Genomic DNA, 16,789 nt, shown 5'->3' on the forward strand with positions numbered 1-16,789 from the left:
GGCGGCAGTCGGTACATGCCCGGACAGGCGGGCCGGGTCAGGGTCGGGGGCGGCGCCGGTCGACCTTGGGGATCGGGGCGGCCGACGGGGTCACCTGGCCGTCCCGCCGTTGCCGCTCGATCAGCTCGGCGATCGAGGCGACGTCCGGGGAGTCGAAGAACTGCGCCACCCGCAGGTCGACCTGGAGCCTGGCCCGGATCCGGGAGAGCGCCCGGATGGCGAGCAGCGAGTGCCCGCCGAGGTCGAGGAAGGAGTCGTTGACGCCGATCCGTTCCTGGTGCAGCAGCTCGGCGAACACGCCGGCGACGACGTGCTGCACGGGGGTGCTGGGCGCGACGTAGGTGGACCCGGCGGCCGGCCTGTCGCCGTCGGGTGGCGGCAGCGCGGCGCGGTCGACCTTGCCGTGCACGCCGACCGGCCACCGGTCGACCTCGGTCAGGTGGGCCGGGACCGCAGGCCCGGGCAGGCGCTGCCGGAGGAAGTTCAGCAGTTCCGCCGGCTGTACCCGGCCGGAGAAGTACCCGCGCAGCCGAGGATCTCCCGTTTCGCCGGTGTCGACCACGACGACCGCCCGTTCCACGCCGGGGTGCGCGGCCAGCTCCGCTTCGACCTCGCCCGGCTCGACCCGGTTGCCGCGTATCTTGACCTGCTCGTCGAGCCTGCCGCGGAACTCCAGGGACCCGTCGGGCAACCAGCGGACCCGGTCCCCGGTCGCGTAGAGCCGCTCCCCCGGCACGAACGGGTCCGGCACGAACCGCTCGGCCGTGCGGCCGGGTTGGCCCAGGTAGCCGCGGGCCAGCTGTACGCCGCCGAGGTGGAGCTCACCGGCGACCCCCACCGGCTGCGGTCGGCACAGCTCGTCGAGCACGTAGCCGCGCACGCCGGGGAGCATGCCGCCGATCGGCACTCTGGCCGGGACCGGTGCGCTCACCGCCGTGGCGGTCACGTCCACGGTGGTCTCGGTCGGTCCGTACTGGTTGACCAGCTCCGCGTTCGGCAGCCGCCGCAGAGCGGTCGCCGCGAGATCGGCCGGCAGTTCCTCCCCACCGGAGAGCAGCAGCCGCACGCTGTCGTGGGCGCGGTGGGGTCCGTCGAGGAACTCGCGCAACATCGACGGCACGAAGTGGCAGACGGTGACCCGCTCCCGGTCGATCAGCTCGTGCAGGTGTTCGGCGTCGCGGTGTCCGTCGAGGCCGGCGGGCACCACGGCGGCACCGGTCAGCACCGGCAGCAGCAGCTCCCAGAGCGAGACGTCGAAGCCGAGTGGCGCCTTCTGCAGCACGCGGTCGCCGGCACCGACCCGGAACGCGTCCCGCATCCCGGCCAGCCGGTTGACCAGGCCGCCGTGTGTGCCGAGCACCCCCTTGGGCCGCCCGGTCGAGCCGGAGGTGAACAGCAGGTACGCGACGCTGTCTGGCCAGGTCCTGGCCGGAGCCGGCCGGTGGGTGGGTTGCCCGGACACCGCGGACAGGTCACGCACCGGCGGCCCGGTGTCGAGCCGTGCCCGAAGACCGGGAGTGGTGAGGATCAGCCGGGGTGCGCCGAGCTCGACCAACAGGTTCACCCTGCCGGGTGGATAGCCGGGATCCAGCGGCAGGTACACCGCACCGGCCTTGAGCACGCCGAGCACCGTGGCGAGCAGGTCGGCGCCGGGCGGGAGGAACACCCCGACCCGGTCCTCGGGCCCGGTGCCCGCCGAGCGGAGCAGGTGGGCGATCCGGTTCGCCCGCTCGTCGAGCTCCCGGTAGGTGAGTCGCTCGCCGTCACCGCCGACGGCCGGCGCGTTCGGCGTACGGTCCACCTGCTCCTCGAACCAGGACACCAGTCCCGGTTCCGTCGTCGGGACCGACCCGGCACCGCTGTGCCGCTCGAGCAACTCCTGCCGGGAAGCCGTTGGCAGCACGGGAAGTTCGGCCACCGCTCGGTCCGGGTCGGCGACCGCGGCGCCGAGGACGGTGTGCAGCGCGTCGACGATCCGTTCGGCCGTGTCCCGGTCGAACAGCTCGGTGGAGAACTCCAGCCAGCCGGCGATCCCGCCGTCCTGGTCCGGGACCAGCTGGAAGGACAGGTCGCAGCGGACCGAGCCGACCAGCGCCGGTTCCAGCTCGGCGGTAAGCCCCGGCGCGTCGAAGCGCAGGGGCGGGGTGTTGTGCAGCACGATCCAGTGGCGGGCGAGGGTGGTCTGGCCCGAGGCGTCCCGGTCCGACGCCAGCTCGTGCACGATCCGTTCGAACGGCACGTCCTGGTGCGCGTAGGCCCGGACACACACCTCGCGGACCCGGCGGACCAGCTCGCGGAAGGATTCGTGCCCGGTGTGCCTGACCCGCAACGGCAACGTGTTGACGAAGAAGCCGACGACCGGTTCGAGCTCGGCGCGCCGACGGCCCGCCATCGGGGTGCCGACCACGACGTCCCGTTCGCCGGACCATCGGCCGAGCACCACCGAGAGCACCGAGACCATCGCCATGAACAGGGTGGCCCGGCTGTCGTCGGCGATCGTCCGCAGCGCGCGCAGGACCGTCGGGGCGACCGTGATGGGGACGGTGGCGCCGGCATAGCTGCGTTCGGCCGGCCGGGGCCGGTCGGTGGGCAGGTCGCCGCCCGGCAGGTCGGTCAGTTCGTCACGCCAGAAGCGCAGCTGTTCGGCCAGCGTGGCGCCGCTGAGCCGCTCGCGCTGCCAGACGGCGAAGTCGACGTACTGCACCTCCAGCTCCGGCAGCCGGGGCCGGTCACCCTCGGCGAGTGCCCGGTAGACCTCGGCGAGCTCGGCGACGAGGAGCCCGAGGGACCAGCCGTCGACCACGATGTGGTGCACGCACAGCAGCAGCACCCATTCCGGACCGAGCGCGTCGCCGACCCGCACCAGCTCCGCGCGCAGCAGCGGTGGCCGCGTCAGGTCGAACCCGGTGCCGGCCAGTTCGGCCACCCTGGCCCGGACGTCGTCGCCGGGCAGCTCACGGACCGGGAGGTCCACCGAGGACGAACCGGGCGGGTGCACGACCTGCTCGACGCCGTCGGGGCCCTCGACGAACCCGGTCCGCAACACCTCGTGCCTGGCCAGCATCGCCGTGATCGCCTGCTCGATCAGGTCCACCCGCAGCTCGCCGCGCATCCGCAGCGCGCCGCAGAGCTGGTAGGCCGGTGAACCCGGGCGCAGCCGTTCGACGTAGTGCAGCCGCTCCTGCCCGAAAGACAGCGGCGCGTGCTCGCGGTCGCCGGTCCAGCGCGGCACCCCGGCGGGTGATCCGGCACGATCTTCCCGTTCCAGCAACCGATCGAGCAGCGCGCGCTGCTCGGCGGACAACCGTGACGCCATGAAGCTCCCCCTCAGGCCTGGTTCGCCTGCTCCATCTGTCGTCGCAGGCTCAGCGGGCGCATGTCGGTCCACACCTCGTCGATGTGCGCGAGGCACTGTTCGCGGGTGCCGCTGGTGCCTGCCGGCCGCCAGCCGGCCGGCAGCTCCAGGTCCGACCGCCAGATCGAGTACTGCAGCTCGTCGTTGATCACGACGAGGTAGGTCTGCTCCTGGGCCATGGTCCACTCCTCGTTCGCGGGCTTCGCGCGTCTGGAGTGAATGTGTCGCATCGGCGGGTCCCTGTGATGTCCGTACTTCTCCCGACCGGCCTCCTGGATCAGCCGGCGACGCCCCTCGACCGGCGGGCCACCTGTCCGGCGAGCCCGACGAGCGCCGCGACCTCGGCGCGGGAGGAGACGAACAGCTTCTTGAAGATCCGGCCGAGGTAGGTCTCCACGGTCTTGTGGCTCAGTTCCAACCTTCTGGCGATCTGTTGGTTCGTCCGCCCGTCGCTGACCAGGACAGCGACCTCGAGCTCCCGCTCGCTCAGACCGTCGAGCCTGATGCTCGCCTCGTCGCGTTGGGACTCCGGTTCGCGGGCGAGTCGCGTCGGTTCCGGCTCCGCCTCGAGGATGTCGAGGTTGTCGAGGTGGTCGAAGACCTCGACGTCCCTGCCCCCGTCGGCGCCGGCGATCGCGGCCTCCAGGGCGACGGCCCTGGCCAGCAGGGCGGCGCTGCCGGTGGCGGCGGCAGCCGTCCGGCCGCACGCGGCGTGCCGGATGGCCCCGTCCGGGTCGCCGAGGCGGACCTGCGTCACCGCGAGGGCGGTGGCGAACTGGGGGACCAGGCCACCGAGGCGGCGTCGTTCGGCCGTCCGCAGGCCGTGTTCGTAGTGGGCCGCGGCCGGTCCCGGCCAGCCGAGGCCGGTTTCCGCGCCGGCCAGCCAGTAGAGCCCGTCGAGCTGCTGTGCGACCTCGTCGTCGGCGAGTTCCTCGTACAGCTCGGCCGCCGCCTCGGCGTGTCGCCTGGTCTGCTCCCGGTCGCCGAACCGGAACGTCGCGACGGAGAGCACGGCGAACACACCGGCCGCGGTCGCCGCCGGCATGGCGGCGACGTGCCGGCGCAGCACCGACTCGTCGGCCTCGTCCGGCCGGGTGCCGGTGTCCAGTGCGAGCGCGAGCCGCGCCCGGTGCACCTGGACCACGTCGGGCACCTCGCCGGGTGAGAGCAGCCGCAACGCGGCCGCGAGGTCTCTGGCGGCGTCCTCGATCCGGCCCGTCAGGCGCCACACCCACGCACGCCAGCAGAGGGCCTCGATCCAGACCGTCGGGTCCTGCTGTTCGGTCGGGACCAGCTCGCCGAGCAGGTAGCCGGCCTCGGGGAGCCGACCGGCCAGCGCGAGTGCCTTGCCCAGCATGAGTTTGCGCTCCGGTGTGGTCCCGGGGCCGTCGGTCTCCAGCTCGATGACCGTGCGCAGCCAGGACGCCGACTGTGCCGGATGGTCCCACAGGCACTGCTCCGCCCCGTCCAGGAGCAGCCGCACGCTGTGGTTGTCGCCGATGGTGGCGGTGCGCACGACGTGCCTGGCCACCTGGCCGGCCCGGTCGCCCCGGTCCAGGAGCGCCTGTGCCGCGCGGGCGTGGGCGCCGAGGAGCCAGCCCGGCCCGGCCGACTGGTAGGCGGCCGCACGCAGCAGCGGGTTGGCGAACGACAGCCGGCGCGAGGATCCCCGCGTGCTGATCAGGTCCTCGGCGATGAGCTCGTCGATGGCCGTCAGCACCCGGGTGGCGTCCAGCTCGGCGACCCGCGCGAGCAGCTCGGGGTCGAACGGGTCGTCGAGGACGGCCGCCGATCGCGCCACCAGCCAGACCGGTTCGGACAGGGCGTGGAAGTCGCGCAGGCACTCGGCGAGCACGTCGGCCGGCAGGACGGCCGGTTCGCCGGCCGACTGCCCATCGATCCCGAGGGAGGTGAACACGCGCAGCAGTCCCGGATTGCCGCCGAACTTGCGCAGCAGGTCGGTGCACCGCGCGCGGCTGAGGTCACTCGGCAACAACGCGGACGCCTCCTGCTCGGCGAGCGGCGCGAGCTCGACGCGGCGCGCCATGCCGGTCGTCACCGCGGCGTCCAGCAGCCCACGCAGCGCCTGGTCGGTCTGGCGGGCTCGGTGCGCGAGGACGAGCACCACCTGGCCGTCTGGCGGGTGCCGCAGCAGATGGCTGATCAGCTGCACCGACGCCTCGTCGGCCCAGTGCACGTCATCGAGCACGAGCAGCAGGTCACCGAAGGCGGCCAGGGCGCCGACCAGCCCTCGGATGGCGTGGAAGACGTGGTACAGCTCGGCCGGGTCGGTCGGCCGGGTCGAGGGCAGGGCGGTGGCGAGCGCGGGGAACACCCCGCCGAGCCAGCGGGCGTGTTCGGTCGGGCAGCCAGCGACGAGGTCGTCGCGGTGCCTGCCGACCAGGGTGTTGAGGGCGTCGACGAACGCGCCGAAGGGCACTCCGGGCGGCGGGGAGGTGGCCGATCCGACCGCGACCCGCCAGCCGATCGCGCCCGCGGTCCTGGCCATGTCCGCGAGCAGGGCGGTCTTGCCGCTCCACCGGTCGCCGCGGACCTCCACCACCGGGACGCGGCCGACGTCACCACGTAGCAGCCAGTCGAACTCGGTGAGGGCGTCCGCGCGGCTGTGCAACACATCGGGGTACGACTCGTGGTCGGTTGCGAAATCCTGTAGGGACAAAGCCCTGAGGATCATCAGCGAGTCCTCCTCGACCCATGCAACGGCACGGACATAAACCGGGCAGATTGACAAGCAATCTGACCAGCAAAGTCAGACAAAAGGGTTCTTCAAAGACACGAGCGCGTCGGCGAAATCACGGGACCGATTCGCGTCGAGGTACGTCAAGAATCCATTTCACCCACAACGCGAAGCGCCTGAGCGAGTCCGCCTCGGACTGATCGTCTTCGACGAGATCGATCACGTCTTTTCCACCCCAGGGATCACCCGAACCCGCCGGTTATTTCTTAACCCAGTGTACCCAGTCCACCACACTGAGACAAGTGAGAAAGCGCTGGAGCATACCCTCGGATACTGCCATCCCTATTGGGCCGATCAGCGTAAGAATGCGCATTCAAACCGACGATTTATGGCTCGACGGGATCGCCGCCCGCCGATTCGGCCAGGAGTCGGCTGACGTGGTCGTCCGGCAGGTCGGCGAGATCGGCCAGCAGCTCGGCGAGATCATCCTCGGACGCCTCCTCGATCTCGGCCCGACGTACCCGGTCGGCCAGCCGCTCGATGGTGAGGCCGCCGCCGAGCAGACCGGCGACCGGAAGCTCGACACCGAACTCGGCGCGCACCCGCACCACGATCCGGGTCGCGAGCAGCGAGTGGCCGCCGACGTCGAAGAAGTCGCTGGTCACCGAGACCTCGGGCAGATCGAGAACCGCACACCACATCTCGACCAGCCGCCGCTCGAGCTCGTCGCGCGGCGCCACCAGGGCCGCTCGCCCGGCCGGCACGACGGTGTCCGGTGGGGCGAGCGGCTCGACGGTGCCGCCGGCACGCCAGCGGCCGCGCTCCCCGGTCCGGTACAGCCGCCCGCCCGGAATGACGGGGTCGGGGACGAACCGGCCGGCCGTGTGGCCGGCCCGGCCACGGTAGCCGCGGGCCGACCACGAACCGCCGGCGTGGATCTCACCGACGGCACCCGCCGGCACCAGCCGCCCCCGGTCGTCGAGGACCATCCGGTGCCCGGGGTCGGCCAGCAGCAGGCGCGCGTCCGGCAACACCGACCGCACCTCCGCCGCGAGGTCGGCGGGCGGCGTGCCCAGGCACAGCACCCGCCTCAGCGCGGTGGTCCCGGCCGGCGGGTCGGCGACGAGGGCACGCAACGCGGCCGGGTCGGCCAGCCAGGTAGTCACCCCACGCTCGGCGAACGACTCCGCCGCGGTCGACCGGTCGAGCACGACCTCGGCGCCACTGCCGAGACACCAGACCAGCGCCGGCACCGACGGCTCGACCAGCACCACGTCCTCGGCGGTCAGCGGGCATGACGCCGTCCAGGCCGCGACCCGGCGCAGGACGTCGGCCCGCTCGGTCATCAGCCCGGAGTCGGTCACGGCGGCCAGCGCCCGGGGAAACGCACCGGTGTCGACCCGGACCGAGGGCTGGTCGGCGTGGGGGGCGGCGTCCAGACACAGAACCGGCCGGCCGGCGGCGCGGTAGCGGGCGGCGAGCGCCAGGGTGGTCACCACCGCAACGGGCTCCAGGTCGTCCCACTCGGTCAGGGCCACCGCCGCTCCCGCCTTCAGCACGGCCAGCACGGCGACGGCGAGCTCGGGGACCGGCGGGAGGGACACGACGACGAACCGCTCCGGCGCGGCGCCGGCGCCGCGCAGCAGCCACGCGAGCCGGTTGGCCTCCTCGTCGAGGTCCCGGTAGGTCAGCACACCTCGGGGCGAGCGCAGGGCTGGTGCGGACGGACAACGGTCCACCGCGCGCTCGACCGCCTCGTTCGGGGACGTGGTCACCGGGCCGTCCGAACGAGCGGCGGTCAGCTCGGCGAGGGTCCGGTCCCGCTCGTCCTCGGTGAGGATCGGCAGGTCGGGCAGGCGGGTGCCGGGCGACTCCTGGGCGGTCCGCAACACCAGCCCCACCGCGTCGAGCAACCCCCGCATGGTCGCGGCGTCGAACAACTCGGCGTCGTAGACGAGGTGGCCGGCCAGCCGGCCGTCCGGCTGCTCGCTCACCCGCAGGTACAGCTCGAACTGGGCGCCCGGCGCGGGCAGCTCGAACGGTTCGGCACGCGTCCCGCCGGCCTGCCACCGCGACATCGGCAGGTTCTGCAGTGCCAGCACGACGCGCACCAGCGGGGCGCGCCCATCGGAGCGGCGTGTACCGGCCTGGCGCAGGATCCGCTCGAACGGGAGCCGCCGATGCCGGTAGGCGGCGAGGGTGGAGGTCCGCACCCGGCGCAGCAGCTCATCGAAGGCCGGTGCCCCGGCGGCGTCCACCCGTAGCGGCAGCACATTGACGAACATCCCGATGGACTCGGCGGTGCCGGGATCACGGCCGGACCCTGGCGTGCCGATGACGATGTCGTCCTGGCCGGTCCACCGGGCGAGGGCGGCACCGAGCCCGGCGAGCAGGACCGTGAACAGCGTCGCGTCCTGGGTCGCTCCGTACCTCCTGAGCCCGGCCGTCCGCTCGGCGCTCAGCTCGAACGGCAACGCCGCCGACCGCCACGTCGGGGCCGCCGGCAAGGGGTTGTCCAGCGGCAGGTCCACCGGGTTCGCGCCCGACAGGTGGTCGCGCCAGAACTCCTCGTCGGGGGCGAGGTCGCCGGGCACCGGTGCCGGCACGGTCTCGCGGCCGAGGTCGGGCACGGGTGCCTTGTCCACCAGTGCTCGGTAACAGGTGCCGAGGTCGCGCAGCAGCAGCCCGAGCGACCACCCGTCGACGATGATGTGGTGCGCGCACATCGCCAGGCACCACGAGCCCGGGTCGAGGCGGATCAGCATCGCTCGCAGCAGTGGCCCTGTGGCCAGGTCGAACGGTGTCGCGGCCAGCTCCTGGATGACCGGCTCCAGCTGGTCGGGCCGACCGGACAGGTCCCGTTCGGTGAGCGTCACCGGCCGGGCCGGGCCGGTGACCCCCTTCGGGAGCCCGTCGGCACCCGGCGGGAACGTGGTGCGCAGCGCGTGGTGCTGACGAACCAGCTCGTCCAGCGACCCACGCACGGCCGCGGTGTCGACCAGGCCCGTCAGACGCACCCCGCCGACCACGGTGCAGGCGCCGCTCGCGCCGATTCGCTGGTCCAGCAACCACATCCAGCGCTGGGCGTCGGTCGGCTCCCCCAGCTCGGGGGTCGTCCATCCACCTGTCCCGGTCGGGTCGCCCTCGTCCAGTGCCCGGGCGAGTTGGCGGGAGGTCATCCCGTCGAGCAGGCGCTCGACCCCGACGTCGATGGCGTACCGCTCGCGCACCGCACCAGCGAGCCGCATGCCGGTCAGCGAGTCGAGGCCGAGCCCGACCAGTGAGGTGTCCGGGTCGACGCGGTCCTCGGGCAGGTCGAGCGCGGCGCCGACGAGCCCGAGGACGCCCGCGGGGTCCAGGCCGTCGGCCGGCGGGGTGGTCGTGGGTTCGGGGCCGGTCACTCCGGACAGCGCGCCGGTCGACCAGCGTTCCCGGCAGGCGGATCGCCGAATCTTGCCGCTGGTCGTGCGCGGGATCGTGCCCCGGCGGACCAGCACGACATCGTGCAGCGTCAGGCCGTGCCCGGCGGCGACGGCGTCGCGCGTCGCCGCGATCGCGGCGGGCGCGTCCCTCGGTTCGAAGCCGCGGACCACCTCGTGGACGAGGACGACCCGTTCGGCGTCGCCGTGGTCGACTCCGAACACCGCCGCCCCGGCCGGTTGGAGCCCGGGATGGGCACGCGTGGCCGTCTGCTCGATGTCGTGCGGGTGGTGGTTGCGGCCGCGCACGACGATCAGGTCCTTCACCCGGCCGACGAGGTACAGCTCGTCGCCGTGCACCGAGCCGAGGTCCCCGGTGCGCAGGAAGAGTCGGTCGCCGTGTCCGAGGAGCCCGGCACGGAAGACCCGTGCGGTCTCGTCGGGCCGGCCCCAGTACCCGTCGGTGACCCCGGCACCGCCGACCCACACCTCGCCGACCTCACCGGGCGCGCACTCCCGGCCGGTCCGCCGGTCCACCACGACGACCAGGTCGTCGCCGTGCGTTCGCCCGCAGCCGGTGAGGGTGACCGAGCTCCGGCCGTCCCCCGCCGGGGCGACCCTGCCCCGCGTCAGCTGCTCGCGGTCGGCGTCGAGCACTGCGGGCCCCTGTTCGCGCACCGGGGACATGGTGACCAGCAGGGTCGCCTCGGCCAACCCGTAGCAGGGGCGGAACGCCGACCGGTCGAACCCCGCCGGCGCGAACGCCCGGGCGAACGAGTCCAGTGTGCTGGCCCGGACCGGCTCGGCGCCGACCAGCGCATGCCGCCAGGTGCTCAGGTCCAGCCCCGCGCTCTCCTCGGCGCTGATCCGGCGGGCGCATTCCAGGTAGGCGAAGTCGGGGGCCACCGACATCGTCGCCCCGGTCCGGCTGATCGCCTCGAGCCAGCGCGCCGGCCTGCGCAGGAAGGTCGACGGTGCGAGCAGGGTGGCGGGAAAGCCGGCGAAGACGGGTTGGAGGATGCCGCCGATGAGGCCCATGTCGTGGAACGGGGGCAGCCAACTCACGCTCCGGCTCTCCGGCCCGGCGCCGACAACCTCGCTGATCGCCGCGGAGTTGTGGACGAGGTTGTCGTGGCGCACCATCACGCCCTTCGGGGTTCCGACGGAACCGGAGGTGTACTGCAGGAAGGCGAGGTCCGTGGCCAGCGGCACCCGGCCGTTCCAGTCCTCCGCCCCGTCGGTGATGTCGTCGGTGGCCAGCGTGCTCAGCCGCCCGGCGAGCTCCGCCCCGGAGCCGAGCGCGGCGAGGGTGACGCGGTCGCCGAGGGCGAGCGCGGCGCCGGCGTCGGCGGCCACCGCGAGCATGGTGGCCGGCCCGCGCCGACCGGTCGGCGGGGAGACCGGCACGGCGACCACTCCGGCGTAGAGGCAGCCGAAGAACCCGATCACGAAGTCGATTCCGGGCGGGTGGAGCAGCAGCGCGCGTTCGCCCCGCGCCCCTCGGTCGTCGAGGTGCGCGGCGACCCTCCTCGCCCCGGTGTCCAGGTCGGCGTAGTCGACCACCCGGCTGGCACCGTCCTCGTCGACGAACTCCAACGCGGTTCTTCCCGGGGTCCGCGCGGCCCGGTCACGCAACACGTCGACGAATGTCCGCGATGAGTGAGGCAAAGCCGGTCCTCCCGTGACGACAGCCGTCGGACCAGAATCCAGGCTCACCCGTGGCCGAGGCAGTCAGGACAATCCCCTACGACCCGTGGCGTCAATGGCACAATCCTCCTCGAGGTGAGTCATGGTCCGGGGTGTTCACCAACTACCGGGCACGGGAAGAACCCGGCGAGTTCAGACGGTGGTGGTACCAGGACATCGCGGTCCAGGCCGTGGCGGAACAGCTGCTGTGGCCACAGGGGAGTCCGCACGGCGCGCCGATGCACGGGCGGGCGAGTGTGCCGCTTTCGGACTTGGCCGCTCCCGCCGACGACCCCGTCGGCGGTGCCACCACCACACCGCCGCGGCGACGAGGAGCGCCAGTACCACGAGCGGGAGCCATGGCACCGCCCACAGCGTCGCCGACCCAGCGGCAGGCGCCGGGGGTGGCGTCAGCTCCTGGCCGCCGGACGCCTCCAGCGTGACGGTGACCTCGGCGGTCAGCCAGCCGAGCTGCCACGCGCCGGGGACGGTCGTATTGGCCCGGATGGAGTCGCCGGGTTTCAGCTCCGTCAGACGTTCGCCGGTCACGACCCGTTCACCCCAGCCGAACAGGCCGGTGACCCGCGCCGAGAGACGGCCCGCGAGACGGAGGTTCCCGTCGTTGCGCACAACGTAGTCCAGCCGGACATCACCGGGCACGCCGAGCGGGGAGCCGTCGAAGGTGGCCCGCAGGTCCACGACGGTCAGCGAGGGGTTCAGTGTGCCGGTGACCCGTGCGTAGATCCGTGCACCCACCCGGCGGTCCACGGCGACGCCGTCCTCACCGTTCGCGAGCAGGCTCGCGACGATGCCGCCCGCGTGGTCGCCGGGGGTGGCGTTCGCGGGCACCGTGACCGTGAACGGGACGTCCACTCTGGACCGGGGGGACACGGTCACGGTCACGGCCTCGACCCGCGTCCACGCGCCGACGTCGGACGGTTTCCCGGCCGAGGGCAGCAGGTCGAACCCACCGTCGGTGCTGCGCACGGCGTCACTCGCGTACACGCGCAGTGTCAGGATTTTCTCGGTGTAGTTGACGACACTGACCGCATCGGTGATCTCCGCACCAGGGTCGAGTGTGTAGGTGAACGCGCCGCGGCCGTTCTCGCCCGCCGGGACCACACCCCAGACCACGGGGGCCTCGTCGGCGGGCTGCGCCGTGACGGGCCCGGCGGAAAGGACCGTGGCGAGCAGGGCAAGCGCGGTGGCGCGCAGAAGCGTGGGCATCGGTCTCCGATCCGTGCGGCCGATATCCACTGTGGCCGGAAGCATCCGGCCACAGTGGACTCGATCAGATCACCGTGAACGTGATCGTCGCGGTGTAGGTGCCCGGCCGCAGCGTGGTCGGCGCCTCGATGACGAGGCCCGCACCGAGTTCGCTTGAGCCGAACCCTGTACCCGGCTCCGCCGACGCGAGCACACTCACGGCCGACAGGCCGTCACCGCCGCTGAACCCGGACGGGACGGACGGCCCCGCCACCACCCCGGCGCCTTCCGCCTGCTGGGCGACCACGGGGGTCCAGCCGAGACTGCCGCCCCGCAACGTCTCCGCGCCCGCGGTGAAGTCGCCGACCTGGGCAGACACCGTCCACCCCGGAGCGGCAGACCGCGTGTCGGTCACCATCACCGGCCGCAGGTCACCGCTGGAGACCCACCGGTCACCGGAGGTGCCGAGCTCGAGATCGCTCATCAGCACCCGCCAGTCGTCCGGGTCCACGCTGATGACCAGCGCGCCGGCGTTCTCGGCCAGGGTCGCCTCGATCTCCTGGCTGGCCGCCGGCGGCGGCTCCTCGCCGTGGTCGTCAACCACCACGGTCACCGGCTCGGACTCCGCGACCACGTTGTGGTCGTGGTCGTAAAGCCGCGCGATGACAGCGAGCCCGTCGTGCTGGGCGCTCGCGGTGAAGCTGTACCGCGCGCCACCCGCGTCCGGCACGATCTGCCACTCCGTCGTTCCCGCCGCACGCGTGAACCAGTGGTAGTGGTCCAGGTCCGTCACCGGATCCTGCACCGCCGTCAACGTCACCACATCACCCGAATGATAGTGATCCGCCAACCCTGTCACACTCAACGACGTCGTCGGCGACTCCTCGCCCACGTCGCCGACCTGGAAGGTGTAGGCCCGCTCGACGGAGGTCGCCGTGCCGCCACCGGCCAGGGTCCCGCTCGCCACGACGGTGAACGTGTAGGCGCCCTGCTCGGAGAAGGCCCACTCCGCGTGCGCGTGCACGCCGACGTTCGGCGAGATCGTGCCCGGCAGCTGGTAGCCGCCACCGTTCAGCACAGAGATCGGGTTGCCCACCGCGCCGGTCTGCCACAGGAAGACGTTACCTGGCCCAGTCACCTCAGTGATGTCGATGCGCAGCGGGTTGGTGAACACGCCACCCGGGATCCGCTCCGTGCTCCACCCCGGCCAGATCAGGTTCGGGTCCTGGGTCTGCGGGAGGTGGTGGATGACCTCGCCCGGCTCGCCGAGGAAGCTGAGCGCGGGCGGCACCGGGTCGGGCAATTCGAACGCCGCCTCCGGTTTCACCTTCAGCAGCACGTCCTCCGGCGCATGGAGGACGTGACTACCGGTCACGTCCTCCTGCAATTGGAGGTCCAGCTTGTTGTCGGTCCACGTCAGGGTGAAGGCGTCGATGTGGCCGTGATCGAGGACCAGCTGGTCCTCGGCCATCGCCGTCGTCGCGGCACCGGTGGTGACGAGTGCCACCGCCGTCGCGACGACAAGCCAGGGTCTCGCTCGTGTGCGTAACATCCGTTCCTCTCTCTGATTGTCCTCCGTGGCCACCGGATGCGACGCCGTGTGCGGGCAGGTGGCGCCCTGCCGGTCGACCGGAGGTACGCACATCCACGTCACAGCTACGCGTGTGATCCACACAGCGAGCTGGTCCCCGCGCCGCCGCCGCACCCATACCCTAACCGGACATGAATATCGTTATCAATAGAGTGAAGGTGACATCTCACGCCTCGCGGTGCCGAGGTCCGCCAGGCAGCGGTTGTTTGGCGCCGACACGGCCACTCGTCCGGCCAGGGGCGGTGCTGCGCACGAAAGGGTGCTGGGGACTCGCTGGAGTCCGCTTGGCCGAGGACTTCCCCGGCCCGGTACCCTCAGAACACCTGAACATGGATGTCATTCCTTTTATCCCTGGAGCTCCCGACAGTGAAGATCGCCTTCGTCGGCAAGGGGGGCAGCGGCAAGACCACGTTGTCCTCGCTGTTCGTCCGGCACCTCGTCGCCCGCGGCCTGCCCGTGCTGGCCATCGACGCCGACATCAACCAGCACCTGGCCACCGCGCTGGGCGCCACCCCGGAGCAAGCCGACGCGCTGCCGACACTCAGCGCCCACCTGCCGCTGATCAAGGACTACCTGCGGGGAGACAACCCCCGGATCAGCTCAGCCGCCGCCATGGTGAAGACGACCCCGCCTGGCACCGGGTCACGGCTGCTGACCGTGACCGGGGACAACCCCGTCTACGCGGCGTGCGTGCGCGAAGTTTGCGGGACCCGGCTCGCTGTCACCGGGCCGTTCACCGAGGAGGACCTCGGCGTCGCCTGCTACCACTCCAAGATCGGCGCTGCCGAACTGCTGCTCAACCACCTCGTCGACGACCGAGGTGAGTACGTCGTCATGGACATGACCGCGGGCGCGGACTCGTTCGCGTCCGGGCTGTTCACCCGGTTCGACCTCACCGTGCTGGTGTGCGAGCCGACGATGCGCAGTGTGGGCGTCTACCGGCAGTACCAGAGCTACGCGTCCGACCACGGTGTGCGGATCGCGGTCGTGGGCAACAAGGTCTGCGACGCCGAGGACCTGGAGTTCCTGCGCGGCCAGCTCGGCAAGGACCTCCTGTGCTGGTTCCGCCGGTCGGATTTCGTGCGTGCCTCGGAACGCGGTGTCGTGCGGCCGTTCGACGAACTGGAACCCGACAGCGCCGTGGCCCTGTCTGCGATCCAGGACGAGCTGGACGCCATCACCCGCGACTGGGCCAGCTACCAGGCGCAGGCCGTCACGTTCCACCTCCACAACGCGCGTGCGTGGGCCAACGAGCGCGTCGGTGAGGACCTGGCGCTCCAGGTCGAGCCCGGCTTCGTGCCGCGCCCGCCCGTGCGGGCGAACATCAAGTGACGACCGGCCTCCGGGTCGGGGTTTTTCTGCTGGCCGGCCGGTTCCCCGGCCAAGACGACGGCACCGCGCTGCGACGCGCGCGGGACGCGGTGGTGCGCGCCGAGGCCGCCGGGTTCGACGACGCGTGGATCGCCGAGCATCACTTCATGTCCTACGGCACCTGCCCCTCCGCGATCACGTTCGCCGCGCACGCACTCGGGGCGACCTCGCGTATCGGGCTGGGCACGGCCGTCAGCGTGCTGTCGACCACACACCCGGTGGCACTCGCCGAGCAGGTCGCACTTCTCGACCACCTCGCCGACGGCCGCCTGTCACTCGGTGTCGGGCGCGGTGGCCCCTGGGTGGACCTCGAAGTGCTGGATACCGGGCTCGCCCGCTACGAACACGGCTTCGCCGAGGGTCTGGACCTGTTGCTGCGCGGCCTGACGGAACCGACGGTCGCCGCCGACGGCGACCACTTCGCGTTCCGCGAGGTGCCGATGGTGCCCCGGCCGTTGACCCGGCCGAGGCCACCGGTGGTCGTCGCGGCCACGTCCGAGCCGACGGCGCGGCTGGCCGCGGCACGCGGGCTGCCGATGCTGCTCGGCCTGCACATGACCGACGACGAGAAGGCCGCCATGGTGGCGAGGTACGACGCCACGGCACGCGAGGCGGGCCACGACCCGGCGTCCGTCCGGCACGTGTCCGCGATGCTCGCGCAGGTCGCTGACGACCGTGACCAGGCACGCGCACAGGTCCGGGCCGCGATGCCCGGCTGGCTCACCGAGGGGCTGGCCGGGTACGTGCCGATCGACGGTAGGCCCCGGCCACGCCGCGACCCGGTGCCCTACACCGACTTTCTCGCCGAACTGCACGCGCTGGGCAGCCCGGCCGACTGTGCGCGACGGATCCGCGACAGCGCGGACCGTACCGGCATCCGCCACGTCGTCCTCATGGTCGAGGCACGCGGCGACCACCAGGCGACCATGGACAACATCGCCCGCCTCGGCGATGAGGTGCTCCCGCTGCTGCGCTGAGTTCAGCAGTCACGCAGCTCCGGGCTCTGGTTCAGCAGTTGCCCCCTCGGCGAGATGAACGCGCGGTAGCGGTCACTGTCCACAGCGGACGGCGTGAACGCCGCGACCCGGTGGCAGTTCTGGAACGCCAGCTTGACGCCGTAGTGGCGTTCGAGACCGCCGCGGATCGCGTCCGAGGCCAGCGCCCGCAACAGCTGGCCGCGATCGGCCTCGCTGGGCGGCGGGATCTCATTGTCGGCGAAGTCCCCGCCCTCGGCACGCAGTTCGGACACCACTCCGTCGATGACCTTCCACGCGTACGGCAGGGAGTCCCGCACCACCAGGACGAAGTCGGCATCGGCGACCTCGCCCCGCTCGGCGCGCTCCAGAAGCTCCGCGGGTACGTCCAGCGACATGACAACGACCTCCAACGATCAGTCAGACGACTGCTTCCAGTGCTACTTCCCGCCGTCATCACCGACAAGGACCCTGGCACAGGATCACCGG

General features: G+C 72.2%; 9 protein-coding genes. 2 read left to right on the forward strand and 7 right to left on the reverse strand.

Features of this window, described 5'->3' with window-relative positions; genetic code table 11:
- Positions 1 to 37: 37 nt before the first annotated feature.
- The 6 genes from BLA60_RS15300 to BLA60_RS15325 form a co-directional block, all read right to left on the reverse strand.
- A complete protein-coding gene (locus tag BLA60_RS15300) occupies positions 38 to 3,316 on the reverse strand; it encodes a non-ribosomal peptide synthetase (RefSeq protein ID WP_075133536.1) in 3,279 nt (1,092 codons plus the stop codon).
- 11 nt (positions 3,317 to 3,327) lie between these two features.
- Positions 3,328 to 3,534: an MbtH family protein gene (locus tag BLA60_RS15305; protein WP_084734963.1), complete on the reverse strand. Its 207-nt coding sequence runs from the start codon at positions 3,532 to 3,534 to the stop codon at positions 3,328 to 3,330.
- Between the two features lie 98 nt (positions 3,535 to 3,632).
- Entirely contained in the window at positions 3,633 to 5,987 is a 2,355-nt protein-coding gene (locus tag BLA60_RS15310) for an ATP-binding protein (RefSeq protein ID WP_162292965.1), read from the reverse strand.
- Positions 5,988 to 6,439: 452 nt separating this feature from the next.
- Positions 6,440 to 11,110 carry an AMP-binding protein gene (locus tag BLA60_RS15315; protein ID WP_245811999.1) on the reverse strand — a complete coding sequence of 1,557 codons (4,671 nt, stop codon included), beginning with the start codon at positions 11,108 to 11,110 and terminating at the stop codon, positions 6,440 to 6,442.
- Between the two features lie 201 nt (positions 11,111 to 11,311).
- The gene (locus BLA60_RS15320) at positions 11,312 to 12,385 is read right to left on the reverse strand and encodes a WxL protein peptidoglycan domain-containing protein (protein WP_075133539.1); all 1,074 of its coding nucleotides are present in this window, start codon (positions 12,383 to 12,385) and stop codon (positions 11,312 to 11,314) included.
- Between the two features lie 64 nt (positions 12,386 to 12,449).
- Positions 12,450 to 13,916: a choice-of-anchor M domain-containing protein gene (locus BLA60_RS15325; protein ID WP_075133540.1), complete on the reverse strand. Its 1,467-nt coding sequence runs from the start codon at positions 13,914 to 13,916 to the stop codon at positions 12,450 to 12,452.
- A 405-nt stretch (positions 13,917 to 14,321) separates the two neighbouring features.
- Between BLA60_RS15325 and BLA60_RS15330 the strand changes: the two genes are divergently transcribed.
- Together BLA60_RS15330 and BLA60_RS15335 are read left to right on the forward strand one after the other, a co-directional pair.
- Positions 14,322 to 15,287, forward strand: a complete 966-nt coding sequence (locus tag BLA60_RS15330; protein WP_075133541.1) for an ATP-binding protein — start codon at positions 14,322 to 14,324, stop codon at positions 15,285 to 15,287.
- Positions 15,284 to 16,303 (forward strand): LLM class flavin-dependent oxidoreductase, encoded by a 1,020-nt coding sequence (locus BLA60_RS15335; protein ID WP_075133542.1) that lies wholly within the window; start codon positions 15,284 to 15,286, stop codon positions 16,301 to 16,303. The genes BLA60_RS15330 and BLA60_RS15335 overlap by 4 nt, the downstream gene beginning before the upstream one ends.
- Positions 16,304 to 16,305: 2 nt before the next feature.
- Here the strand turns inward: BLA60_RS15335 and BLA60_RS15340 are convergent, their stop codons facing one another.
- Positions 16,306 to 16,698: an SCO5389 family protein gene (locus BLA60_RS15340; protein ID WP_075133543.1), complete on the reverse strand. Its 393-nt coding sequence runs from the start codon at positions 16,696 to 16,698 to the stop codon at positions 16,306 to 16,308.
- Positions 16,699 to 16,789: the final 91 nt, after the last annotated feature.

This window comes from Actinophytocola xinjiangensis, assembly GCF_001921215.1.
Taxonomy (GTDB): domain Bacteria; phylum Actinomycetota; class Actinomycetes; order Mycobacteriales; family Pseudonocardiaceae; genus Actinophytocola; species Actinophytocola xinjiangensis.

Coding starts and splice junctions, on each gene's coding strand:
- BLA60_RS15300 (WP_075133536.1), bottom strand. CDS start 3,316: ATGGCGTCACGGTTGTCCGCCGAGCAGCGCGCGCTGCTCGATCGGTTG.
- BLA60_RS15320 (WP_075133539.1), bottom strand. CDS start 12,385: ATGCCCACGCTTCTGCGCGCCACCGCGCTTGCCCTGCTCGCCACGGTC.
- BLA60_RS15305 (WP_084734963.1), bottom strand. CDS start 3,534: ATGGCCCAGGAGCAGACCTACCTCGTCGTGATCAACGACGAGCTGCAG.
- BLA60_RS15325 (WP_075133540.1), bottom strand. CDS start 13,916: ATGTTACGCACACGAGCGAGACCCTGGCTTGTCGTCGCGACGGCGGTG.
- BLA60_RS15340 (WP_075133543.1), bottom strand. CDS start 16,698: ATGTCGCTGGACGTACCCGCGGAGCTTCTGGAGCGCGCCGAGCGGGGC.